At 55.1% G+C, this 22,203-nt stretch carries 20 protein-coding genes; 13 read left to right on the plus strand and 7 right to left on the minus strand.

Features of this window, described 5'->3' with window-relative positions; translation table 11 throughout:
- Positions 1-112 precede the first annotated feature (112 nt).
- From L1P08_RS14645 to L1P08_RS14675, 7 genes are all read left to right on the plus strand, one after another.
- Complete coding sequence (locus L1P08_RS14645) at positions 113-856, plus strand: GntR family transcriptional regulator (protein ID WP_303617728.1); 744 nt, start codon at positions 113-115, stop codon at positions 854-856.
- 102 nt (positions 857-958) lie between these two features.
- Positions 959-1,765, plus strand: a complete 807-nt coding sequence (locus tag L1P08_RS14650) for an alpha/beta fold hydrolase (protein WP_303617729.1) — start codon at positions 959-961, stop codon at positions 1,763-1,765.
- 142 nt (positions 1,766-1,907) lie between these two features.
- Entirely contained in the window at positions 1,908-2,594 is a 687-nt protein-coding gene (locus tag L1P08_RS14655; protein WP_303617730.1) for a glutathione S-transferase family protein, read from the plus strand.
- Positions 2,591-3,787 (plus strand): CaiB/BaiF CoA transferase family protein, encoded by a 1,197-nt coding sequence (locus L1P08_RS14660; RefSeq protein ID WP_303617731.1) that lies wholly within the window; start codon positions 2,591-2,593, stop codon positions 3,785-3,787. Before L1P08_RS14655 ends, L1P08_RS14660 begins: the two co-directional genes overlap by 4 nt.
- Positions 3,784-4,422, plus strand: a complete 639-nt coding sequence (locus L1P08_RS14665; RefSeq protein WP_303617732.1) for a carboxymuconolactone decarboxylase family protein — start codon at positions 3,784-3,786, stop codon at positions 4,420-4,422. Before L1P08_RS14660 ends, L1P08_RS14665 begins: the two co-directional genes overlap by 4 nt.
- Positions 4,419-5,288, plus strand: coding sequence for a fumarate hydratase (locus L1P08_RS14670; protein ID WP_303617733.1), 870 nt, complete (start codon positions 4,419-4,421; stop codon positions 5,286-5,288). The genes L1P08_RS14665 and L1P08_RS14670 overlap by 4 nt, the downstream gene beginning before the upstream one ends.
- 2 nt (positions 5,289-5,290) lie before the next feature.
- Positions 5,291-5,908: a fumarate hydratase C-terminal domain-containing protein gene (locus tag L1P08_RS14675; protein ID WP_303617734.1), complete on the plus strand. Its 618-nt coding sequence runs from the start codon at positions 5,291-5,293 to the stop codon at positions 5,906-5,908.
- A gap of 12 nt (positions 5,909-5,920) precedes the next feature.
- Here L1P08_RS14675 and L1P08_RS14680 read toward each other — a convergent pair whose 3' ends face one another.
- The gene (locus L1P08_RS14680; RefSeq protein ID WP_303617735.1) at positions 5,921-7,183 is read right to left on the minus strand and encodes a 3-isopropylmalate dehydratase large subunit; all 1,263 of its coding nucleotides are present in this window, start codon (positions 7,181-7,183) and stop codon (positions 5,921-5,923) included.
- A 304-nt stretch (positions 7,184-7,487) separates the two neighbouring features.
- Here L1P08_RS14680 and L1P08_RS14685 point away from each other — a divergent pair, with 304 nt between their 5' ends.
- Positions 7,488-8,090, plus strand: a complete 603-nt coding sequence (locus L1P08_RS14685; protein WP_303617736.1) for a glutathione S-transferase family protein — start codon at positions 7,488-7,490, stop codon at positions 8,088-8,090.
- Positions 8,091-8,116: 26 nt separating this feature from the next.
- Here L1P08_RS14685 and L1P08_RS14690 read toward each other — a convergent pair whose 3' ends face one another.
- From L1P08_RS14690 to L1P08_RS14710, 5 genes are all read right to left on the minus strand, one after another.
- Entirely contained in the window at positions 8,117-9,544 is a 1,428-nt protein-coding gene (locus tag L1P08_RS14690) for an NAD-dependent succinate-semialdehyde dehydrogenase (protein WP_303617737.1), read from the minus strand.
- Between the two features lie 118 nt (positions 9,545-9,662).
- Positions 9,663-10,178: a TRAP transporter small permease subunit gene (locus L1P08_RS14695; protein WP_303617738.1), complete on the minus strand. Its 516-nt coding sequence runs from the start codon at positions 10,176-10,178 to the stop codon at positions 9,663-9,665.
- A 16-nt stretch (positions 10,179-10,194) separates the two neighbouring features.
- Positions 10,195-11,508 carry a TRAP transporter large permease gene (locus L1P08_RS14700; protein ID WP_303617739.1) on the minus strand — a complete coding sequence of 438 codons (1,314 nt, stop codon included), beginning with the start codon at positions 11,506-11,508 and terminating at the stop codon, positions 10,195-10,197.
- A gap of 81 nt (positions 11,509-11,589) precedes the next feature.
- A complete protein-coding gene (gene dctP, locus L1P08_RS14705) occupies positions 11,590-12,600 on the minus strand; it encodes a TRAP transporter substrate-binding protein DctP (RefSeq protein ID WP_303617740.1) in 1,011 nt (336 codons plus the stop codon).
- Between the two features lie 258 nt (positions 12,601-12,858).
- Positions 12,859-14,604 carry a GMC family oxidoreductase gene (locus L1P08_RS14710; protein WP_303617741.1) on the minus strand — a complete coding sequence of 582 codons (1,746 nt, stop codon included), beginning with the start codon at positions 14,602-14,604 and terminating at the stop codon, positions 12,859-12,861.
- 515 nt (positions 14,605-15,119) lie between these two features.
- Between L1P08_RS14710 and L1P08_RS14715 the strand changes: the two genes are divergently transcribed.
- The 5 genes from L1P08_RS14715 (at position 15,120) to L1P08_RS14735 (ending at position 20,775) form a co-directional block, all read left to right on the plus strand.
- Complete coding sequence (locus L1P08_RS14715; protein ID WP_303617742.1) at positions 15,120-16,043, plus strand: ArsR/SmtB family transcription factor; 924 nt, start codon at positions 15,120-15,122, stop codon at positions 16,041-16,043.
- Between the two features lie 103 nt (positions 16,044-16,146).
- Entirely contained in the window at positions 16,147-17,655 is a 1,509-nt protein-coding gene (gene arfA / locus L1P08_RS14720) for an arabinosylfuranosidase ArfA (RefSeq protein WP_303617743.1), read from the plus strand.
- 99 nt (positions 17,656-17,754) lie between these two features.
- Positions 17,755-18,978 carry an extracellular solute-binding protein gene (locus L1P08_RS14725; protein WP_438268473.1) on the plus strand — a complete coding sequence of 408 codons (1,224 nt, stop codon included), beginning with the start codon at positions 17,755-17,757 and terminating at the stop codon, positions 18,976-18,978.
- A 73-nt stretch (positions 18,979-19,051) separates the two neighbouring features.
- The gene (locus L1P08_RS14730) at positions 19,052-19,936 is read left to right on the plus strand and encodes a carbohydrate ABC transporter permease (RefSeq protein WP_303617745.1); all 885 of its coding nucleotides are present in this window, start codon (positions 19,052-19,054) and stop codon (positions 19,934-19,936) included.
- The gene (locus L1P08_RS14735; RefSeq protein ID WP_303617746.1) at positions 19,933-20,775 is read left to right on the plus strand and encodes a carbohydrate ABC transporter permease; all 843 of its coding nucleotides are present in this window, start codon (positions 19,933-19,935) and stop codon (positions 20,773-20,775) included. The genes L1P08_RS14730 and L1P08_RS14735 overlap by 4 nt, the downstream gene beginning before the upstream one ends.
- Before the next feature lie 225 nt (positions 20,776-21,000).
- On the opposite strand, the gene L1P08_RS14740 is transcribed toward L1P08_RS14735, so the two are convergent.
- Positions 21,001-22,080, minus strand: a complete 1,080-nt coding sequence (locus tag L1P08_RS14740; RefSeq protein ID WP_303617747.1) for an ABC transporter ATP-binding protein — start codon at positions 22,078-22,080, stop codon at positions 21,001-21,003.
- Positions 22,081-22,203: the final 123 nt, after the last annotated feature.

The following is a 22,203-nucleotide window of genomic DNA, read 5'->3' on the forward strand; positions in this document are numbered from 1 at the left end:
TCTTGGGTTTAATGTTAGTGTTTGTAAGATAGGTTGGGTTAAATCCCCCAGTGGGGAGTGCACGCAGGGAAAACAAATAGTAAGTGCAAGGTACGCAGAAGGTACGGGACGCATGACAACACCACAAAAAAAGACAGTTGATTTCAGCAGGAGTGCGATTTCGCGCTATATTCAACTCGCGACTTTGTTTCGCCAGCGAATTGACAGCGGGCAATGGGTTGTTGGTGCGCAAATCCCTACGGTGGAAGAACTTTCGGCTGAATGTGGCGTGGCGCGCGCGACGATCCGGCAGGCACTGGATTTGCTTGAGGAAGAAAAGCTGATCGAAAGGTTCCGCGCCAAGGGGACCTTTGTGCGCCGGCGGCCTCAGGAAGAGTTGTGGTGCGCTGTGGGCACAGACTGGTCGGGCCTTTTGCGTCCCAGCCATGCGGCGCGCATCGAGGTGTTGTCCGATGAGGGCAATGTTATCCTGAGTGACGTGCCTTACATGTCTGGCAATTATGCTGAATCCTATCGTCATTTGCATCGTCGGCACTGGCGGCACGATGAGCCGTTTTTGCTGACAGATGTTTATGTCGATGAGCGCCTCAGAGACCTTATCAGTCAGGAAGATATCGAGACCAAAACGGCGTTGAGCCTGGTTCATAATCTTGAGGGTGTGGACATTGTCGATGCCCAGCAAACACTTACGGTTGGCACGGCAGATGTTGAAACTGCGGAATGGTTGTCCATGCCGATAAATGCCCCGGTGGCTCACGTTTATCGGCGGGCCGTTGATAGCAATGGCATTGCCGTGCTGATTGCCCAGGGTACATATGTCGGCAAAGTCGTGCGGTTCGACGTCAAGCTGCGCTAAGCAGGCGTCAGTCCTCTACATTTTGGACAAAATTCTTTTGACCATATATCATTAAGGCCAATAATATGTATTATAGGCTTAATGACGTATGGGGGAAGTTTTATGACCTATGATATCGAGTGGGTGGAGCACGACGGACTGCGCATAAAATGCGCTGTACAGCGCGCCGGCGTGGGGTTGCCCTGGATCGTTTTTGCCAATTCTGTCCTGACAGATTTCAGTATTTGGGAAGCTCAGGCCGATGCGTTGGCCGGGCGCTACAATGTGTTGCGTTACGACCAAAGGGGGCACGGGGAGACCAGTGTTCCTGATGGTGCGTGCACGTTTGAGCAGCTTGGTGGCGACCTTTTGGCGTTGCTGGATCATTTCTCGATACCCTCGGCTACCCTTGTTGGCCTGTCCATGGGCGTGCCGACGGTTCTGGATGTATTGCGGAACGCGCCTGAGCGAGTGAACAGTCTTGTTCTTTGTGATGGTCAATCTGCAACAGCGCCTGGTGGGCGTGACTTGTGGCAGTCCCGGATCGATATGGCGCGTGACAAAGGCATGGCGGTAATCGCTGCCGATATGGCCGAGCGCTGGTTTAGCGCGCAGTTTCGCAGTGAGGGTAAACATGTGAAGGCGCTTGAGGTTGCGCAGCGTGTGCCGCTTGAGGGCTATGCTGCGTGTGTCGGTGCGTTGCAAAATTATGACTATCGGTCTGTGCTGGCGCAGATATCGGTGCCTACCCTCATTATGGTGGGGGAAAATGATGGCAATATGCCTGTTTCCATGAAGGTGCTGTGTGATGGCATCGATGGCGCCAGGTTTGAGGTGATTGCTGATGCAGGGCATGTGCCCTGCTATGAGCAGCCGCTCGCCTTCAATGAAATTCTCTTGGATTTCCTAAGCTCTATACCTCGCGCATAGCAAAATGTGTCGGAGACGTAGCGTTCGTATGTCCGATAAAAGTCAAATGTCCGTAAGATTGACTTTATGGTGACGGGCCGTTAGTTTTACGGCTGATTTTGAGTGCGTTTGAGATAACGCTTACCCGTAGGAGCCACGGACCATGAAGCTGCATTGGTCGCCTCGATCTCCCTTTGTCAGAAAGGTGATGATTGTATTGCGCGAAAAGGGAATGCTTGATGAGGTGGAGTGCGTTCGCTCGGTAGTCGCTTTCGCGGCGATGCCCAATCAGGACCTTCTGAGCGACAATCCGTTGAACAAGATTCCAACGCTCGTTCTTGATGACGGACGGTCGCTGTTCGATTCCAGGGTGATATGTGAGTATCTCGATGCAACCGGGGGTGGTCCACGTCTGCTGCCAGAAGCCGGAGATGCGCGGTTTGCCCAGTTGCGGTGGCAAGCTCTTGGCGATGGATTGACCGACGTCCTGCTTTTGTGGCGATCCGAATTGACGCGGCCGAATGGCATTTCCGAAATTCTTCCCAAAGCCTTTGAGAGCAAGGTCCGGGCGGCCATGGCGCGTCTGAATGCCGAAGCTGACCAGCTCGATTCCGCGGCGTTTGGGTTGGGGCATGTCGCCATCATTTGCGCGCTCGGGCAACTTGATTTCCGGTACCTGGAAAATCACTGGCGGCAAGCGTTTCCCAACCTGGCCAAATGGCATGCCAAAGTGCTTGCAAGGCCTAGCGTCAATGCGACGGTGCCGAAGGATGATGTGTCTCCGGGGGCTGTCAGCGCCACATTCGATCCGAACAAACCGGTAATAGATTTTATGAGCAGCCAAGCATGAGCGGTCCACTTTCCCATATCAAGGTGCTGGATCTGAGCCGCATCATGGCCGGTCCCTGGGCCGGGCAAATCTTTGCTGATCTTGGCGCCGACGTCATCAAGGTTGAACGCAAGGGCGTTGGCGATGATACGCGCGGTTGGGGGCCGCCCTATCTCAAAACCAGTGACGGGGAAGATACCGCGGAGTCGGGATATTATCTCTCGGTCAACCGGGGTAAGCGCTCCATAGAAGTCGATTTCTCAAAGGAAAGCGACCAGAAGCTTGTTCGTGCGCTCGCCAAGCGTTCGGATATCGTGCTGGAGAATTTCAAGGTAGGGACGCTCGACCGTTATGGCCTTGGCTATGATGACTTGAAGGCCATTAACCCCGGCATAATCTACTGTTCCATCACGGGCTTTGGCCTTGATGGTCCACGTAAGGACCAGGTCGCCTATGATTTCATGATTCAGGCAATGGGCGGCTTGATGAGCGTGACTGGCGAGCGAGATGGTGTCGCCGGTGGCGGGCCTCAAAAGGTGGGCGTGCCGATCGTCGACATCATGACGGGCATGTATTCCACAATCGGCGTTCTGGCAGCTCTGGCCCGCAGAAACGAAACGGGAGAAGGGGAGCGCGTGGACGTTGGCATGCTGGATGTGTCGGTTTCCATGCTTGCCAATCAGGCGATGAACTTCCTCGTCTCAGGTGCGACGCCGACGCGCAAGGGCAACAAGCACCCGAACATTCAACCCCAGGATGTGTTTGCGGTAGCGGATGGGCATATCGTGCTGGCCGTTGGCAATGACGACCAGTTTCGACGTTTCGCCGGTGTGATCGGTAAGCCTGAGCTGGCTGACGACCCAAACTTTGCCACCAATGTGGCGCGGGTGCGCAATCTGGATGTCTTGCATCCGATGATTTCGGAAATCTTCCTGGCACGGACACTGGATCAATGGACCAAGGATCTGGGCGCGGCCAATGTACCTTGCGGCCCGATCAATACCATTCCACGTGTGTTTGAAGACGAACAGGTTAAGCACCGGAAAATGCTGCGCACACTCAAGCACCCCCTGGTCGACGAGCTGCCGCAAGTCGTCAGCCCAATGAATTTTGCCAATGCCCCTCTGGATTTTGATCGCCCGCCGCCCTTGCTTGGTGAGCACACAAAACAGATTCTTGCGGAAATTGGCTGGGATGAAGGAGAAAGCCAATGACCGGCGACGCCATGCACAAAACCAATGGCGCGCATCGCGGTGTGCGTATCAGCCTGCCCGGGCCTGATGAGCTTACTGATGCTCAGCGACGCGTATATGAGGATATGATTGCAGGGCCGCGAGGCGCTGTGGTTGGTCCAATCCGTGCTGCGATTCACAGCCCTGAAATGGCTGACCGTTGGCAAAAGCTGGGTGAATTTGTCCGCTATCACACGGTATTTCCGGAAAAGCTGAGCGAACTTGCCATTATTGCGAGTGCACGCCGGTGGAATAGTGAAGTTGAATTTTGCATTCATCGCGGTATCGCAGAAAAGGCAGGGATATCTGCCGATATTCTCGATGCTCTCAGAGACGGTGTGCGCCCGGAATTCACCGACGAAACCATGCGTGAGGTTTACGACTTCACCCAGGAGTTGCAGATGTCGGGAACGGTCTCTGACAAAACCTATCTGGCAATAAAACGCCGCTGGGATGAACAGGGCGTTGTCGAGCTCACGGGTATTGTTGGCTATTACACGATGGTTGCCATGATGCTGAATACGCATCATGTGCCGTTGCCTGCGGGTACATCCCCTCAATTGGGGTATGGTGAGAACGGGCAACCGGACAGTCTCACCGAGTTGCCTTCATCATGACAATTAAAGATGCCGATATACAAAAGCTGAGCGAGGACCTTTATTCCTGGGCGTTGCGCAAGGTGCCCGAGGATACGAAACGCGCGCTTGCCAATGCCCGCGAAAAGGAAAGCTCGGAGACGGCAAGACGCACGCTCAACATGATGCTTACCAGTGCCCAGCGTGCCGAAGATGGTGACACTTTCGTTTGTTCGGATTCCGGGGTGCCGGTTTATTTCGTCCGCATTGGCACCAAGGCTGACTGGAATGCGAACATAAAATCGGCAATCAGAGCGGGGTTTGATCACCTCGTTGAAACCATCCAGCCGCCGCTGCTCAAGCACGTCACAAACCCAATGACTAATGAGCGCAGCTATGCTGGCCGGCATATGCCGATCATTACCTATGATCTTATCGAGGATGCGGACTATATCGAAATCGTCTGCTCCCCCAAGGCGCTTGGTTCGGGACGATGGGCGGCGATGGAGCTGTTTACGTTTCCGACGCTGGAGACGATTGAAACCTATATCCTTGATGTCGCCATCAAGGCGGGGGCCCAGCATTGTCCGCCAGTGGTGATGGGTGTGGGGATAGGGGGCACATTCGACTTCTCCACGAAAATGGCCAAGGAACAGACATTACGCGAGATTGGTTCGGTCAATCCCGATCCGCAGGTGGCCGAAATGGAGAAGCGTCTTTTTGAAGCGGTGAATGCCCTTGGCTATGGGCCGATGGGCACAGGTGGCGACACAACCGTTCTGGGGGTGCACGTGGACTTTGCCGCAGGGCATGGGTTCACGCCGGTGGCGGTTGCCTTCAATTGCTGGATCAACCGCCGCACGCGCGCGCGCATTTACAGTGACGGTCATGTGGAGCGGCTGGAATAGTCATGGATACATTTCCCAATATTCAGCTGCCCATGAGCCGGGAAACCGCCGAGAGCCTAAAGCTCGGTGACATGATTACGCTGACTGGCCCCATCAAGGCGACAGCGGGCATGCCCACCCATCAACGTATCCTCGACTTCATCGATGAAGGTAAGCAGATACCGATTGATTTGGTGGAAGCGGCATTCTTTCATCTGGGCAGCTATAGCCGGGATGCCGAGGGCGGCATGGAAGTGCTCTACATGAACCCCACGACCAGCACGCGCTTCAACCATATGATGCCCAAGATTATCCGGCATTTCCGCTTGCGGTGCGTTGGCGGAAAAGGGGGGCTTAACACGGCCTGCGCGGAAGCACTGAAGGAAGTTGGCGGCGTTTATCTGTCGTTTCTTGGCGGTGGTGCACCCTTGCACTCAAAGGCTATTCAAAAGATTGAACAAGTGGCCTGGACCGATCTGGTGTCGCACTACCGACTGGTGGCGATGGATGTCGCTGAACTGGGACCGCTTACCGTCGCCATAGATGCCCATGGAAACAGTCTTTATGACAATCTTGACCGCAGCGCTCAGGAGCGCCGCGACCAGATTATTGAGAAGATGAACCAGACCCGCGCGCGTTAGGACACGCCTGCTTCAGCCGATCATTGTGCGTGGGTCTGCGATGTAACCCTTAATGGCGGATGCTGCGACTACGTGCGGGCTTGAGAGAAACGACCGGGATTCCCGGCTGCCGTTCCGGCCGTGATAGTTCATCTGATGCGTTGAGATTTGTACTTCTCCAGCATCCATATAGCCCTCATATCCCCAACAGGTAGAGCAGCCGGGTGCCAATATGGTCGCGCCGGCCTGCATGAATATCTCCATGAGCCCCTCGCGTGCGGCGTCAGCGTAGACCTCGCGGCTGCCGGGGGTGATGTAGAAGGTCACATGCGGCGCAATCTTGTTGCCCTTGAGTACCTCTGCTGCAATGCGCAAATCTTCCAGACGCCCGTTGGCACATGTGCCGAGCGCGGCCTGGTCGATGCGCTGGTCAGCAAAATTTTCGACCGGCAATACATTGTGCAATTCGGGCGGCGCAGACACCATCGGGGTGAGCGCGGACAGATCATAGCTGGTCTCAAATGCGTATTCAGCATCCGGGTCAGCCTCAAAAACCTCATACTGGCCATCAGGTGCACGTTCGCGGATATAGGCCAGGGCTTTTTCGTCCACAGGCATCAGGGCTGTGTCGGCACCGGCGTGATATGTGCAGGCCAGCAAGGTCTGGCGCGCATCCAGGCCGAGATCGGCAATTGCCGGGCCGTAATATTCGATACAGGACTGGGAGAGCGTGTCCGTTTGTGAAAAGTCGCGGATGAGCGTTTGGGCAAGGTCGCGCGCGGTTACGCCGGGGGCAAACTTTCCGTGCAGCTTGATGCGAATGGGGCGGGGCACCATCATCCAGTTGTTGTCACTGAACTGGGTGACGACCACTTCCGATGAAATGGCAATGTTGAGCGCACCGACAACACCTACGCTTGCAATGTTGGGCTCATCGGAAAAAATCAGCCCGCCGGGACGCGCGAAAGCATTCTCCGTCATGACAAGGTGCCGCAGACCAGAGCCGGCGCCGAAGAAATGGGCGCCGTTGGCCAGGGCGAATTCCTTCATTTCCTTGTGGGTTTTATAGTAGTTCGTGCCCATGGCGGCGGAGGTGGTGTGGTCGACGACAAACGCAACCTTTTCGGGGTGAGCGACCTTGCTCACGCCAGCTCGTTCCATAATCGCCTTGCGGGCCGGCCAAGAGATTTCCTGACACACGGTGAAGTTTGGCGTTGCAACCACATACTCGCCCGGCTCCACATGATCGCGCCCTGCGGCCTTTGCAATTATCTTTTGTGAAACCGACTGTCCCATTTGTCCTCCGACTAATAATATTGCACAGAGCATTCACCGATGCATGGTGAAATTATCCGTTTGTACATTGATCTATCAATAGACTAGATAAATGGCTTATACAATGTTCATGACGGTGAACTGACCCCCAATTGCAAGAGTTTTTCAGATGGCGCTGCCCTGGCGGCACGGTTGCGGACAGCAAACGGTCCATTTGGAATACCACTGTTTCAGGCAGTTCACCGGCCCGGTTCTGAACCTGTTCGATCTTGGACGAATGGGGTGCAAGATTTTGTGGAGCGCATGCTCCGAAAGGAGGCTGACAATGACGAACAAAATTCTTTTCTCCAAGGCGTCGCCCTACGCTGCAAAGGTACGCATGGCCGCGGCGCTTTGCGGCTTTGCGGCCGAGGCTGTGCAAACCAATACTTTTGAACCCACGCCGGAATTTCTGACTACCAATCCCTTGGGAAAGGTGCCGGTTTTGATAACGTGCGACGGGCTGGAGATCTGGGACAGCAAAAACATCGTGCAATGGCTGGATCGGGAGACCGGGGGACTGTTGTTTCCAAGAGAACCATCTGCGCGGCTTCAAGCGGAACAGCTGGAAGCTTTGGCCGATGGGATTGGCGATTGTTTGCAGTCAATAATGTGGGAGCTTCGGTATCGGCCTGAAAACCTGCAGCATGCCCCCTGGATTGACTGGCAATGGCAAAAGGTGGAACGCGGGCTCGATCGCCTGATTGACCTTTTGGCCGATCTGCCTGCCGGGGCCCATGCGGGTCACCTCGCAATGCGGGCCATGCTCGGTTATCTGGCCGTCAGGTTTGCGGGCAAGTGGGAAGCGGGCCGCCAGCCTCTGATCGACTGGCAGACCCGTTTCGATGCGGCCTATCCCCAATTTGCGGACCTGCTTCCCAAATCATAAGGGCTCATATTGGGCGCGAAGCCCCTTTACAGGGCCGCCTGTGACACCAGTTTTGTGGACAAGAAGGCGGCGATGGCCTCTGTGCCGCCTTCAGACCCGTAGCCGCTGTCCTTGATGCCGCCAAATGGGACTTCGGGCGCAGCGATACCAAAATTATTGATTGATACCATGCCGCTCTCGACTTCCTGGCCGATACGAATAGCTGCGGTGTTTGAGTTGGTGAATGCATAGGCTGCCAGCCCATAGTTGAGCCTGTTGGCTTCTTTCAACGCGTCGTCAAGTTTGGAAAACGGCGCCATCATGGCGATGGGCCCAAATGGTTCGGAATTCATCAAATCCGCATCCAAAGGCACGTCGGTCAACACGGTGGGTTGGAAAAAATAGCCCTTGTTACCAAAACGGGATCCGCCCGACCTGATACTTGCGCCACGTCCGATAGCGTCAGCGGTCAATTGTTCCATGGCGGCCAGTCGTCTGTCATTGGCCAAAGGCCCCATATCCGCGCCATCTTCGGTACCATTGGCAACCTTTAGCGCCTCAGCCCCGGCGACGAAATGATCCACAAAACCGGCAAACGCGCTTTCTTCAATCAGAAAACGGGTTGGTGCCGTGCAAACCTGTCCGGCATTTCGATATTTTGCGCCGACAAGCATTTGCGCCACTTTGGGCAAATCGACATCGGCGGTGATGATTACCGGCGCATGCCCGCCCAGTTCCATGGTGATGGGTTTCATATTTGCTCCGGCCAGTGCCGCGAGCTGCTTGCCGACCGGCGTTGAGCCAGTGAAGGATACTTTTCTAATCACAGGGTGGGTGATCAGATATTCAGAGATCTCGGAAGGTGAGCCATAGAGCAGGTTGATTACGCCTTTTGGAAGACCGGCATCAACCAGCGCCTCTACCAGAAAGGCACAGCAGCTTGGCGTTTCTTCGGGGCCCTTTAGAACTATCGAGCACCCGGCGGCCAGGGCTGCACCCACTTTGCGTGCAGCCTGACCCATGCCGAAATTCCAGGGCACAAAGCCTGCAACCGGGCCCACGGGCTCGCGGAAAACGAGTTGATGCACACCGCCTGTGCGTGCAGGCACAATACGCCCGTAGGCGCGGCGTGCTTCTTCAGCAAACCATTCAAACGAGTCCGCACTTGCGATGATTTCATAGCGCGCCTCTGCCAGGGTTTTGCCTTGCTGTTCGGTAAGCGCTGGTGCCAGTTCCGTTACCCTCTCCCGCAGCAGTCTGGCCGCCTCCCGCAGCACGCGGCCACGCTCGATAGGAGATACATTCCGCCAGACCTCGAACCCTGCGGCGGACGAGGCGAGTGCCTGGTCCATATCGTCTTTGGTGGCCACGGCAACTGTGCCTGCCGTTTCCTCATTTGCCGGATTGATCAAAGGCAATTGCTGCTTGGTTGAACCAGCGCGCCAGGCGCCATCGATATAAAGGAGTACGTCCATCTCAATTTCCTTTTGACTGTCAGGCCGCCTAGCCTTGGTGGGAGTTTGCCGTTTGGCTCGCTTGTTCTCGCGGCTGTTGTCGCGCGCGGTTCAGGTGTGACCTGATCCGCGAAAGCCCCTATTTGTCTTCGACATCGACTTTCCCGGTGATGGTGTGGCGTCTGAATCTTCCGCCGCGCAATAAGTCCGACACGCAGCACAGAAGGGCCAGGCTGCAACCTATCGCCAGGGCAAAACGCGCCGGATAAACGGGAAACTGAATGATGCCGGGAGAATATTCGCCGATATGCCATGACTTCATTGCTGCTTCCCAACCCCGCCAAGAAAGCGCGCCGAAAAAAGCCAGCATCATGATCAGGGTGACGGCTTCGCTGATGCGTTTGCCCGTTTCCGGCATTGCGTCATAACCGATGTCGGCGGAGATGTGAGAACCGCGCAGGTGCACCATGCCCAGCCCCAGAAATGTCGCGATGACCATAAGTGTCTGGGTCGCCTCGAAAACGGCGGGGATGGGTCTGCCAAATATTGCGGAACTGATGATGTCTGCACCGCCCAAAAGGGTGATCACCAGAATGGCAAGCCCGGCTATGAACAGGCCGGCCAAGTTCAGACGGTAGAGGATTTTATCGATCATCACTTACCTCTCTGGGCTAGAATTGCATGTTGTTTGGCAGCCAAAGCACCAGCTGCGGAAAGATGACGATGGCCAGCAGCATGGCAACGTTAAGCAACACAAACGGATAGATGCCGCGGACCATGTCCTCGAGTTTCAGCTTGCCCTCTGATGCGCCCACGGTTGCAAAAAGGTTGAGCCCCACAGGTGGTGTGATCGCGCCAATCTCGATGATGATGATAACGAATATTCCGAAAAATATCGGGTCGATTCCAGCAGCACTTATGATTGGAAAGACGAAGGGGATGGTGACAAGCTGAAGTGACACCCCTTCCATGAAGCACCCGAGGATAACGTACATCAAGCCGATGATTATGAGCAGCATTGTGGGTGACAAATTGAACCCGGCCGTGAAGTCGACAATTTCCACGACAAACCCGGAGAGAACCAGCATGCGTGAGTAAATCATGCCGCCAATTACGATGATAAACAGCATCGCGGTTGTTTCGGCGGCGCGCATCATGGCAGCGCCCAGCATGGACGCGGTGAGCTTTCGACGGAACAAGGTGATGAGAATTGCGCCGAATGCGCCGGCGGCGCCTGCAGCAGAGGGCGAGAAAAATCCGCCGTAGATGCCGGTCATAATGAATACGAAGAGCAGCATTATTGACCATGTATTGCCGATGGCGGACCAACGATCCTTACGGCTGGCTTTGGGACGGTCGGCGGGTGCCAGTTTGGGGTTGATCCTGACCATCACCATGACCATCAGGCAGTATCCAACAGCTGTCATAATTCCGGGAATGATGCCTGCGATCATCAGCTTGCCAATGGATTGCTCCGTCAGGATGCCGTAAATGACCATGCCGATGCTGGGTGGGATGAGCGCCGCGAGGGTTCCCGCGGAGGCAATGCTGGCGCCCGATATGGATTTTGAATATCCCAGCCGCAGCATTTCGGGCAATGCGAGCCGGGTGAACACGGTAGCGTTGACAAGTGGCGAGCCTGAGATTGCGGCAAAGCCGGCGGCACCACTGATGGTGGCAAGGTAAAGACCGCCCTTGAGGTGACCAAGCCAGCGATCGGCGGCCGTATAAAGTTCTGTGACCATGCCGCTTGAGGTGGCCAGGTTTCCCATCAACAGGAATGTTGGCAACACGGCAAAGGCATAGTTTGCTGTGACACTGAACGATACGGTGGAAAGCTGCCCCAAAGCCAAAGGGGGGCCGCCAATCAACCAAAGCCCCGAAAGACCGGCCAAACCAAGCGCCATCGCAACTGGCACGCCGAACGCCATGAACATTACCATGAGAATGGTGAATGCGCCTGCGATTGATATCGATGTGAACATGGTCCCCCGCCAATGTTAGGTCGATTGAGCGGGCCCAAAAAGGATGGGGTCCGCCCTGAAGTTATGCTGGTATGCGGCGTGCTAGCGGACCTCTTTCCAGCGGTCGACCATGGCTCTGGCGGCGTCGCCCTGGCCTTTTTCGGCCATCTTCGACACCCATGCTTCCAGCAAATCGGGAACCGCAGCTTCGAGGGCGGCCTGGTCTTCAAAATGGACCAGTTCGACGCCATTGGAGAGGATGAGTTCCAACGATTCTTCGGCGGACGCAGTCGGTGCTTCTACATCAATGGGTTCAGCTTCTTTTTGTACGTCCATGATCAGTTTCTGGACTGAAGGCTCCAGGCTGTTCCACTTGTCGAGGTTCATTACGCTGGCATGTCCAACGATTGGCCCAAAATCGATGTCTGAAGCGAATTTTGCCACTTCATAGAGCCTGTTGCTTGCCAGGAAATCCCAAGGCAGCACGATGCAGTCGACGACGCCACGCTGAAGTGATTCATAGAATTCGCCGGGCAGAACGGTGACTGGAATTGCCCCTACTGCGTCGAAGATGATCGGGAAATAATCGCCCTGACTACGGATTTTCTTGCCTTTGAAGTCAGCAAGGGTGCGCAGGGGCGATGTACATTGCGCGTGGTAATTGTTCAGTGCGGCAAAGCGCATGACGTGCATATTGGCATTTTCCGCCTCTTTCTGCAGCGCTTCAGATTCCATGTTAAGCGTTTCGGCGACCTTCAGGGCCGACTTCATATTTGGAAAGCTGAAGGGGATTGAGCTGAGTGAGGAGAACAATGGCAGGTTTGCAGCGTACCAGCTCGGGGTGATTGCCGCTGCATCAACGGCACCGTTGCTCAGCAGGTCGAATATTTCTGACGGCGCGCCAGCGGCACCCGCCCAGAACATTTGAAATTTGACCTTGCCATTGGAGCGCTTTTCAACTTCGTCAGCAACCCAAGCATCGGCTGCTGAACTTGTGGACGTTTTTGCCACTGAGTGGGCAAAGCGCAAGGTGGTGTCGGGGTAGTCTTCGGCAAATGCCGAGGCGGATATTATTGTCAGGCCTATTCCGGCCAAAAGTCCAATCTTGTTCATGCTTATCTCCTCCAAGATTCTGCATAATCGGGCGGTTGGTAATGTTTTTATTGAAGCCTCGAACGCAGAAAAATAAACCTCATGACGTCATATGATTCATAAAACTAGATTTATGATTTAAAAGATTCACCGATTTTGGCTTGTGAGTCAATATGGCGAGATACGGCTATGTAATTCAGGCGGGGTGTGCACGGTTGAACGCGGGTGGCATTGGCAAAAGAAGTAGTCGGATGAAATCGGTCGACCTGTTTTATTTGATCAGGATGCGCTTGCTTTTGCTGTTTGACTTGCCGAGTTGCGCTCAGTTTTGATGAGATCCGCAATGCGTTCAGCGATCATGATTGTTGGGACATTTGTGTTGGCGCAGGGGATTGAGGGCATCAATGAAGCGTCACATATGCGCAGACCCGGCACGGCGTGGACCCGGCCGTGTGAATCGGTGACAGCCATGGGGTCTTCGGCATCTCCCATTCGACATGTGCCACAGGCGTGCCAGACGCCAATGACAACGCTTTGGAGATAGTCTTCCAACGCAGTATCGTCGTTTAAAAGATCGTGTAATTTTTTGGGGGCGATCAGGCTCTTGATGAGGTGAGGCCGTGCGAAGCTTACGAAATCGAGTATGTGTGCAAAGATTCTGGTTTGCAGCATGTTCCAATAGGTCGGTTGCGAGACGGCGCGCACCCGCGCGGTATAGGCCGTGGGGAAGACCTCGCGCCGGACTGAATCGAGCTTTGGGTCCAATGCAATCCGGGCCATTCGTCTGAAGCCCTCCTTGAGACGAACAAGGTCGCGGCGATCGGAAAGCAGACGGAAATCTATTTCAGGCGGGGCGTCTGCTTCACGCGAGGTAATTCGCACAAAGCCCTCAGAGTAGCTCTTGTCTACCCATAGGTAGAATGTGCCCAATTGCTCGCCGACATCGTGCCAGGCCGAGCGCGACAACAGCGCCATGCGCATATCGCCGGGCGGGCAGTCTTCCAGTTTCGAGGAAAAACGCAAATGCGCGTGGACGTGATTGCGATCGAGATGGCGATGGCGCGCGTGGGGTTGCACGAAACAGCTTATGCCGACAGCCGGATGCTCCCGCAGATTGGCCCCAACCCCTTCGCGGCTGGCCACCACATCGACCCCGGCGCGTTTGAGAACCTGAGCGGGGCCAATACCGCTGCGCATCAAAAGAGCCGGGGTGCCAATTGCGCCGCATGCCAGAATGGTCTGGTTGGCCTTTATCTGTCTGCCTCCAAATTCGGCTCCGACGACTTCACCTTGCTCAACGACAAGCTTTTCAACGCGCGTATCTGTCAAAATGGTGAGGTTTGAGCGTGCGCGCACGGCCGGCGTGAGGTAGCAGGTGGCCGTGGAGGCCCGCACCTCGTCGGTGCCGGACGTTGACGCAGGCCGCATCACACCATCCCGCCAGGCACCATTCTGGTCGGCTATGGCTTCGAACCCGTCATCTTCGATCGACTGAATAACCGTGCGGGCAAATCCCGAAATGCTTTGTTCTTTCTGGCGCCTGACAGGAATTGGCCCGTCTTTACCATGCCATTCGTCATCAAAATCGAGGTCGTGCTCCAGTTTGCGAAAATATGGCAGGACTTCTTCCCAGTTCCAGCCTTGTGCGCCTTCAGCCGCCCAGTTGTCATAATCTGTTGGGGCACCGCGATTGCCCAACATGCCGTTGATCGATGAGCCACCACCCAAAAGCCGGGCCTGTTCGTAGCGTGACGCCGCCCGTGCGCTGTTGCCTTTTGATGCCACGTCGCCAAACCGGGCCTTAAGATTGGGTTGGAGGAACGCGGAATTGAAATAGGATTTGCCGGGATAGGTCGAACGGACTTCTTCCGGCATGGTTTCGAGCGTGAGGTCTGGTCCGGCTTCAATCAATACGATGTTGAAATGCGGGTTTTCGCTTAGCCGCGCAGCAAGCACAGCCCCGGCGGAGCCGCCGCCGATGATCAGAAAATCCGGGTGCAAATGTTCAAGCGTCGTATGAGGCAAAAAAACCAGTCTCCCGCATGTATTGCCTCCCGAGCCAAGGCAACATGTTTCCAGATGCCGCAATTTAGGAATGGAAATTCTTTTAAGTCAATAGGCTAACTATTTGACTTAAGTGGAGAGGGGTGCCGTGTTTGAGCATCAAATTTTTCCCCGGCGCGCCCGGATGAAAACGGGGTGAGCCATCGTCCAAAAAGCCAGATCATGCCTTGGTAGACGCCTCCGCAGGCTGCACGCCAAGTCCTCAGTAGTGAGCGCTCTTTGAATGCCGATTGGTGCACATGTTGAGGAGTAATCCAGCGGCGGACGTCATGCGGATGATGGGTGCAATCTCGCGACTGGTCGGGCGCGGGGTTGGGTATTGAACTAGCCGGGATTCTATAGAGTTAGGGGGGGCTCAATTATATTTCTAAGCGTTTGGCCAGAGAGGCGTCCATTTCCAGTCATATGTAGCAAAGACTTTATTCATATCAGAATCGCTGATATATACCGCTACTGATTGTGAAAATGGTTGAAAAATGAGCGCAAAAGTACTGGTTGTTGATCCTTCCGAGCATCCCGAGATCATCAAGGGGCTGGCAAGTGAAGTGCGCATCTCTATCCTCAAGCTGCTGCGGGGAGGTGACGAGCGTAACGTCAATCAAATTGCAGACGAACTCGGGCTTCCGCAGTCTACGGTATCGTCCAATTTGCAGATCCTTGAGGATGTTGGCCTTATTACGACCAACTCGATGAAAGCCCGCAAAGGCAGCCAAAAGGTTTGCCGGACTGCCTTCACCGAAATCCTCGTGGGCTTTCGTGATGAAATCGCCGCCGATGATGATAACGCGATTGAGGTGGCTATGCCGCTCGGCCTTTATACCGGATGCGAAATTACCGGTCCATGCGGGTTGTGTTCAGCGGAGGGCGTCATTGGTCTGTTGGACGTTCCGGACACATTTCTCGAGCCAGAACGTATGAAAGCGGGGCTTTTGTGGTTTACCCGCGGCTATGTCGAATATCAGTTTCCCAACAATACCAAGTTGAACCGGTCGCGTCCCACAGCGCTTGAGTTTTCGATGGAGCTGAGTTCTGAAGTGCCGGGAACGGATGCAAACTGGCCCTCTGACATCTTTATCCAGGTGAATGGTGTGGATGTGGGAACCTGGACGTCACCGGGAGATTTCGGGGATAAGCGCGGGGTTTATACGCCAGACTGGTGGAAGCTCAAAGGGTCCCAATACGGCAAGTTGAAGAACTGGCGCATCAATGGCGATGGCAGCTTTGTCGACGGCATCAAGATATCCGATGTGACGCTTGATGACCTGCTTGTTGATCAACACCGTTCTATCCGGCTTCGCATTGGCGTGAAGGAAGATGCCGAGCATCCCGGCGGCATAAATATCTTTGGCCGTGGCTTCGGCAATTACGATCAGGATATCGTTTTGCGCATCCTTGTGTAGGCCCAAGCGTAAAAAGAGACTTGACGAACGGCCCCCTCTAGAGCTTATTAAACGGAAAAGCTGGTACGAACCAGATTTTGCGATATGAAGGGGGAGGTTTGACGTGAAAGCTCACGTTACGGCGCATGCGCGCTACATTATATCGGATATCGACAAGCGGCTCTATGGGTCCTTTCTCGAGCACCTTGGCCGCGCGGTTTATACCGGCATTTACGAACCCGACCACCCAACAGCAGATGAAAACGGCATGCGTGGCGATGTTCTTGAACTCGTGCGCGGCCTTGATACGCCTGTGTGCCGCTATCCGGGTGGCAATTTCGTGTCGGCCTATAACTGGGAGGACGGGATCGGTCCGAAGGCTGAGCGGCCGACACGGCTCGATCTTGCCTGGCACACCTCAGAAAGCAATCAGGTCGGCATTCACGAATTTGCGGATTGGGCCGAACTGGCAAATACGGAAATGATGCTTGCGGTAAATCTTGGTTCCCGCGGCCTCGATGATGCCCGCAATTTTGTCGAGTATGTCAACCATCCCGGCGGCAGCTACTGGTCGGACTTGCGCAAGAAAAATGGCCGCGCCGACCCCTGGGATGTCCGGCTGTGGTGCCTTGGCAATGAAATGGATGGTCCCTGGCAGGTGGGGCACAAGAGTGCAGCCGAATATGGTCATCTGGCCAATGAAACGGCGAAGGCGATACGTGCTTTCGACGAAAAGCTTGAGCTGGTGGTTTGCGGTTCCTCACATTCAGAAATGCCGTCCTTCCCGCAATGGGAGGCGACAGTTCTTGATGAGACCTATGAGCAGGTCGACTATATTTCCCTGCACATGTATTTCGAGAATTACGAGAAAAACACCACTGAATATCTCGCGCTGCCTGAAAAACTTGATCGCTATATCGGAACGGTCGGCGGCGTTATCGATTATGTGAAATCCAAGAAACGGGCCAAGAACGACGTCAAGATTTCATTCGACGAATGGAACGTCTGGTATCACGAGCGCAAAAATGATGCCGAGCGGATGAAAAACTGGGGTTGGCCCCATGCGCCGGCGCTGCTCGAAGATATTTACAACTTTGAGGACGTATTGCAGGTCGGGTGCATTCTCAACACTTTCATCCGTCGCTCGGACCTCGTGCGCATCGCCTGCATTGCGCAGCTGGTGAACGTGATTGCCCCGATCATGACGGCGCCGGGCGGCGCTGCCTGGAAGCAGACAATATACTATCCGTTCCAGTTTGCCTCGCTTTACGGACGCGGCACTGCGCTGCAGCTTGATGTCGAGTGCATGTCCTACAATGCCGATGTGGCATCAAATGTCAGCTATCTCGACATCTCTGGCGTGCATGACGCGGACGCTGGCGTGATGACATTTTTTGCAGTGAACCGGCATGGCGAGGAGCCGATGGATATCAACCTGTCGCTCGAAGGATTTGGTGCGGCAAAGTCTGTCGAGCATACCCTTATCAAGCACGACGACCTGGAGGCGACGAATACTGAAAAGAACCCCGAGAATGTGAAGCCCGAAACAAAGACCGGAGCGACGCTCGACAATAACAAGCTCAGCCTCACGGTTCCTGCTTATTCGTATTCGATGATCCGGGTTCAATTTTAGTTGTCACGCGGCTCTGGGGAGTGCCGCTTTATCAAAGGAGGAGAAGTTATGTTGAAATTTAAAACTCTGTTATCGGGCGTTTGCCTGTCCGCAGCCCTGATGTCTTCGGCGGCGATTGCCGAGGAGACCGTGGTGTGGTGGGATTTCCTGGGCGGTGGTGACGGCGTGCGCATGAAGCAGATGATTTCTGACTTCAACGCTGCGCACGAAGGTGAAATCACAATTGATGCGACAACGCTGGAATGGGGCGTGCCGTTCTATTCCAAGGTTCAGACCTCGGTGGCTGTCGGTGAAGCGCCTGACATCATGACCTACCATGCCAGCCGTATTCCGCTGGCCGTGGAGCAAGGGGTTCTGCAGGAAATTACTGCGGATGACATGTCCAAGATGGGTTTGAACAAAAGCGATTATGCTGATGCGACCTATGATGCTGTCAGTATCGATGGCAAGCAGTATGCAGTGCCAATCGATACGCACCCGATCGTTCTTTACTACAACAAGGATCTTTTGGCAGCCGCCGGCATGCTCACCGAAGACGGACGGCCAAAAGGGATGGATTCCCGCGAGGCCTTTACGGCGACTTTGAAGGCCTTGAAGGATAACGGTGTCCAGTTCCCGCTCGGCAGTGTTACGGCGGACGGTAACTTCATGTTCCGGACGATCTACTCGCTTATGGGTCAGCAGGACGGCGAGTTGATGACCGATGGCGAATTCCTTGCTGGTGACAATGCCGCCAAGCTGGAAAATGCCTTGTCGGTTTTGCAGGAATGGACCAATGAGGGGTTGCAGTCGACCTATACCGATTACCCGGCAACGGTTGCACTGTTCACCTCGGGCGAAGCTGCGATGATGATCAATGGTGTCTGGGAAGTACCCACCATGGCGGATGCCTATAGTAATGGCACGCTGTTTGAATGGGGTGCTGTGGAACTGCCGGTGATCTTCGATCATCCCTCGACCTATGCCGACAGCCACACGTTCGCTATTCCGGCCAATCAGGGCGGTGAAACAAGCGATGCCAAGCATGCCGCTGTTCTGGAAGTCATCAGCTGGATCTCCAAGAACTCGTTGTTCTGGGCGACAGCAGGTCACATTCCTGCCTATGGTCCGGTTACCGCGTCTGCCGAGTATCAGGCCATGGAGCCCAATGCGACTTATTCCAGCCTGACGGCAAACATGATCTTCGATCCGAAGACGCCTCTGGCAGGTGTTGCAGGACCGATCTTTGATGTGATGTCGAGCTATTTCGTGCCAACGCTGAACGGGGAAATGTCCCCCGCCGAAGCGGTTGAAGAAATCAAGTACGAACTCAACGACATGTAACCCATATCCGGGCTGCCCCTTGGGCGGCCCGGATACCTGGCGGGCGTAACCGAGGCGGAACAGGGGATCGGCCATGCTCAGAAACCGGCGTATAGAAGGATTGATGGCACTTGCGTTGATTTCGCCATTCCTGGCGATTTACGGGCTCGTGTTCGTCTATCCGACGATCAAGATGTTCATGCTCAGCTTTACCGATGCGCCCCTGATTGGCGCCGGAGACTGGGTGGGGCTGGAAAATTACGAACGCTTGCCGCGTGACCGGCGTTTCCACACGTCCCTTTGGAACACTTTCTATTTCATTGTCCTGACCGTTATTCCCGGTACGCTGATTGCCCTAGCTATTGCGCTCGGCGTCAGCCGTCTCAAGGGCTGGCTGCAGTCCTTTGTGCTGGCCCTGTTCTTCCTGCCCTATATCCTGCCTGTTTCGGTGGTCTATCTCATCTGGGACTGGACACTCAATTTCCAGTTCGGCATTGCCATGCATCTGCTGGACTGGCTGGGTCTGGACCGCGTGCCGGTGACCAAATCGACAGACTGGTTCATGCCAGCGATTGGTGTTGTTACCATCTGGTGGACTGCCGGCTTCTCAATTCTTTTGTTGCTTGCCGCCCGGCGCGCCATCCCGGTGGAAATTTATGAAGCGGCGTCGCTGGATAATTCCGGCGGTTGGTCGACGTTCTCGCGGATTACCTGGCCTTTGATGTGGCCGGTCACCGCGCTCGTGCTGACAATTCAGCTCATCTTGCAAATGAAGATATTCGATCAGGTCTACCTGTTCTCGCAAGGTGGGCGTCCAAACGACAATATGGTTCTGGTCTATTACGTTTTCCAGCGGGCCTTTCAATCCAATCAAGGTGGGCGTGCCGCCGCAGTGGCCGTGGTTCTGTTCTTCATCGTGATTGTGGTGTCGGTCATGAACTTCCAGCTCACACGGCTTTCGAGAGGGCGCGACAAATGAAAACGCAAACCGTATTGCGGCTGAACATAGCCGGGCTCATCATCACCTTGCTCACGGTTGCGGCGGCGCTTGTCTGGGCTTTTCCGCTTTATTGGGGGGTAATCTCTTCTTTGAAACCCGAAGATGAGGTGGTGCGGCCCTATGTGGAACTTTGGCCGGAGACGCTGACATTTTCGCATTACATCTTTGCGTTGACCCAGACCCAGATCGGGGTTTGGTACATCAACTCAATTGCAACCGCGCTCGGCGTGACCGTGTTGACCGTCAGTTCATCATTGCTGTGCGGTTACGCAATTTCGCAGCTGGAGTTCCCGCTGCGCAAGTCCTTCTGGTGGCTGATCCTTGCCAGCTTCATGGTGCCGACGCAGACACTCATCATCAATCATTTCGAGTTGATCGCCAGCATGAAATTGCTCAACAGCTGGGCGGGTATCATCCTGCCGCAGTTGATTCACCCGGTGATCATTATCGTTTACAAGCAGTTCTTCGATAACGTGCCCAAGGACTTCCGGGAAGCGGCGGTGATGGACAATGCCTCTGAATGGCGCATTCTGACGCGGATCTATATTCCGATGAACTGGGGTGTGACCACGGCGCTTTCGATCGTTGTGTTCATCTGGTCATGGAACGCTTTTCTCTGGCCATTCCTGGCGGTGACCAAAACCGAAATGATGACGATTACCGTCGGTATTACGCAGGTAAACGATTCATTTGGCGTCTATTATGCGCGTGAACTTTCGGCGGCTGTACTTGCCGGTTTGCCTGTCGCGCTGGCCTATCTCATCTTCCAGCGGAAGGTGACGCAGGCGGTTACGTTGTCGGCAGGTATCAAGGGCTAGAGTGCCGCATCCGGCGGGTGCGGCAACGCACCTGCCATTTTCCCGGGCAATTATCAGTTATTGGATGTGTGTGGTGGCACGGGCAGGGCTTATGCGGCATATGCCCTGCCTGCTTACCGTGTATTTGCGTGCCATTCGTGCTTGCACAGGACGTCGAGAGCAGTCGACGCCTTGTGCAGGCAGATTGTGGTTGAGGCCGTTTCAGCCGTTTGGAAGGGTGTCTGTTCAGTTGACGTGGTAGGCTTGGCCTGCCTGATCGAACAGGTGAACGGCCGTTGTATCGAAGCCGATATTGATCCGGTCCCCCGGGGCAATTTCGGAGCGGCCGGTATCCTGGGCAATCAGTTCAGTGCCATCGTCAAGTGTGCAGTAAACGAGTGTGCGCTCGCCTAAGCGTTCCACCACGCCGGCTTTTGCCTGTGCGCTTGTGGCGTCGTCATTGGAGGAGGTGACCCGAACGCCTTCTGGACGAATGCCCAGTTCGTAGGCGCCGGAGCTGGGCACCTTGAGGCTGAGCGGTAGTTCGGAGCCATTGCCAAGCCGTGCTACGGTGTTTGAAGCGGTATCGACCTCCGCATGCATGAAATTCATGCCGGGACTGCCGACAAAGCCCGCGACAAAGCGCGATTGCGGCCTTAGATAGACTTCCATCGGTGTGCCGATCTGCTCGATCCGGCGGTCGTTCAAAACGACAATCCGGTCGGCAAGGGTCATGGCTTCTGTCTGGTCGTGGGTCACATAAATCATGGTCGCCTGCATGCGCTGATGCAATTCGGCAAGCTCGACGCGCGTGCGCACCCGCAGGGCGGCGTCCAGGTTGGACAGCGGTTCGTCGAACAGGAAGGCCTTGGGTTCTTTGACGATGGCCCGGCCAATGGCGACGCGCTGCCGCTGGCCGCCGGAGAGTTGGGAGGGGCGGCGCGCCAGCAATTCGGTCATTTCGAGGGTGGTTGCAGCTTTTTGAACCCGCGTATCGATTGTGCTGGCATCGAGCCCGATATTGCGCAGGCCGAAGGCCATGTTTTCGCGCACCGTCATATGCGGGTAAAGCGCATAATTCTGGAAGACCATGGCAACACCACGCTGACCCGGCGGCAGCTGCTCGCTTGGATTCCCGTCGATCAACAGGCTGCCGCTATCAATGGTTTCGAGGCCGGCGATCATGCGCAGCAAGGTGGATTTTCCGGATCCGGACGGGCCCAGAAAAACGACCAATTCGCCAGACTCTACCCGCAAGGAAACTTCGTCTATGACCTTTACCGGACCGAAGCTTTTCGACACTGCGGATAATTCAATTGCTGCCATGAGTTCCTCCTCCCAAAGGGTTATCTACATAATCTCGGGTATAAACCCAAAGTCAAGATATAGATAGGGTGGAGCGGTCATGAAAGCGCAAAATTAAAGGGGATTTGCCGGTGTGTCAGCACT

The sequence above is a fragment of the Mariluticola halotolerans genome (genome assembly GCF_021611515.1).
Taxonomy (GTDB): domain Bacteria; phylum Pseudomonadota; class Alphaproteobacteria; order Rhizobiales; family Devosiaceae; genus Mariluticola; species Mariluticola halotolerans.

Bases quoted from the DNA above. Each gene is read 5' to 3' on its own strand.
- L1P08_RS14715 (WP_303617742.1), top strand. From the start codon at position 15,120: ATGAGCGCAAAAGTACTGGTTGTTGATCCTTCCGAGCATCCCGAGATC.
- dctP (WP_303617740.1), bottom strand. From the start codon at position 12,600: ATGAACAAGATTGGACTTTTGGCCGGAATAGGCCTGACAATAATATCC.
- L1P08_RS14650 (WP_303617729.1), top strand. From the start codon at position 959: ATGACCTATGATATCGAGTGGGTGGAGCACGACGGACTGCGCATAAAA.
- L1P08_RS14685 (WP_303617736.1), top strand. From the start codon at position 7,488: ATGACGAACAAAATTCTTTTCTCCAAGGCGTCGCCCTACGCTGCAAAG.
- L1P08_RS14740 (WP_303617747.1), bottom strand. From the start codon at position 22,080: ATGGCAGCAATTGAATTATCCGCAGTGTCGAAAAGCTTCGGTCCGGTA.
- L1P08_RS14735 (WP_303617746.1), top strand. From the start codon at position 19,933: ATGAAAACGCAAACCGTATTGCGGCTGAACATAGCCGGGCTCATCATC.
- L1P08_RS14725 (WP_438268473.1), top strand. From the start codon at position 17,755: ATGTCTTCGGCGGCGATTGCCGAGGAGACCGTGGTGTGGTGGGATTTC.
- L1P08_RS14675 (WP_303617734.1), top strand. From the start codon at position 5,291: ATGGATACATTTCCCAATATTCAGCTGCCCATGAGCCGGGAAACCGCC.
- L1P08_RS14690 (WP_303617737.1), bottom strand. From the start codon at position 9,544: ATGGACGTACTCCTTTATATCGATGGCGCCTGGCGCGCTGGTTCAACC.
- L1P08_RS14645 (WP_303617728.1), top strand. From the start codon at position 113: ATGACAACACCACAAAAAAAGACAGTTGATTTCAGCAGGAGTGCGATT.
- L1P08_RS14680 (WP_303617735.1), bottom strand. From the start codon at position 7,183: ATGGGACAGTCGGTTTCACAAAAGATAATTGCAAAGGCCGCAGGGCGC.
- L1P08_RS14730 (WP_303617745.1), top strand. From the start codon at position 19,052: ATGCTCAGAAACCGGCGTATAGAAGGATTGATGGCACTTGCGTTGATT.
- L1P08_RS14670 (WP_303617733.1), top strand. From the start codon at position 4,419: ATGACAATTAAAGATGCCGATATACAAAAGCTGAGCGAGGACCTTTAT.
- L1P08_RS14695 (WP_303617738.1), bottom strand. From the start codon at position 10,178: ATGATCGATAAAATCCTCTACCGTCTGAACTTGGCCGGCCTGTTCATA.
- L1P08_RS14655 (WP_303617730.1), top strand. From the start codon at position 1,908: ATGAAGCTGCATTGGTCGCCTCGATCTCCCTTTGTCAGAAAGGTGATG.
- L1P08_RS14700 (WP_303617739.1), bottom strand. From the start codon at position 11,508: ATGTTCACATCGATATCAATCGCAGGCGCATTCACCATTCTCATGGTA.
- L1P08_RS14665 (WP_303617732.1), top strand. From the start codon at position 3,784: ATGACCGGCGACGCCATGCACAAAACCAATGGCGCGCATCGCGGTGTG.
- L1P08_RS14660 (WP_303617731.1), top strand. From the start codon at position 2,591: ATGAGCGGTCCACTTTCCCATATCAAGGTGCTGGATCTGAGCCGCATC.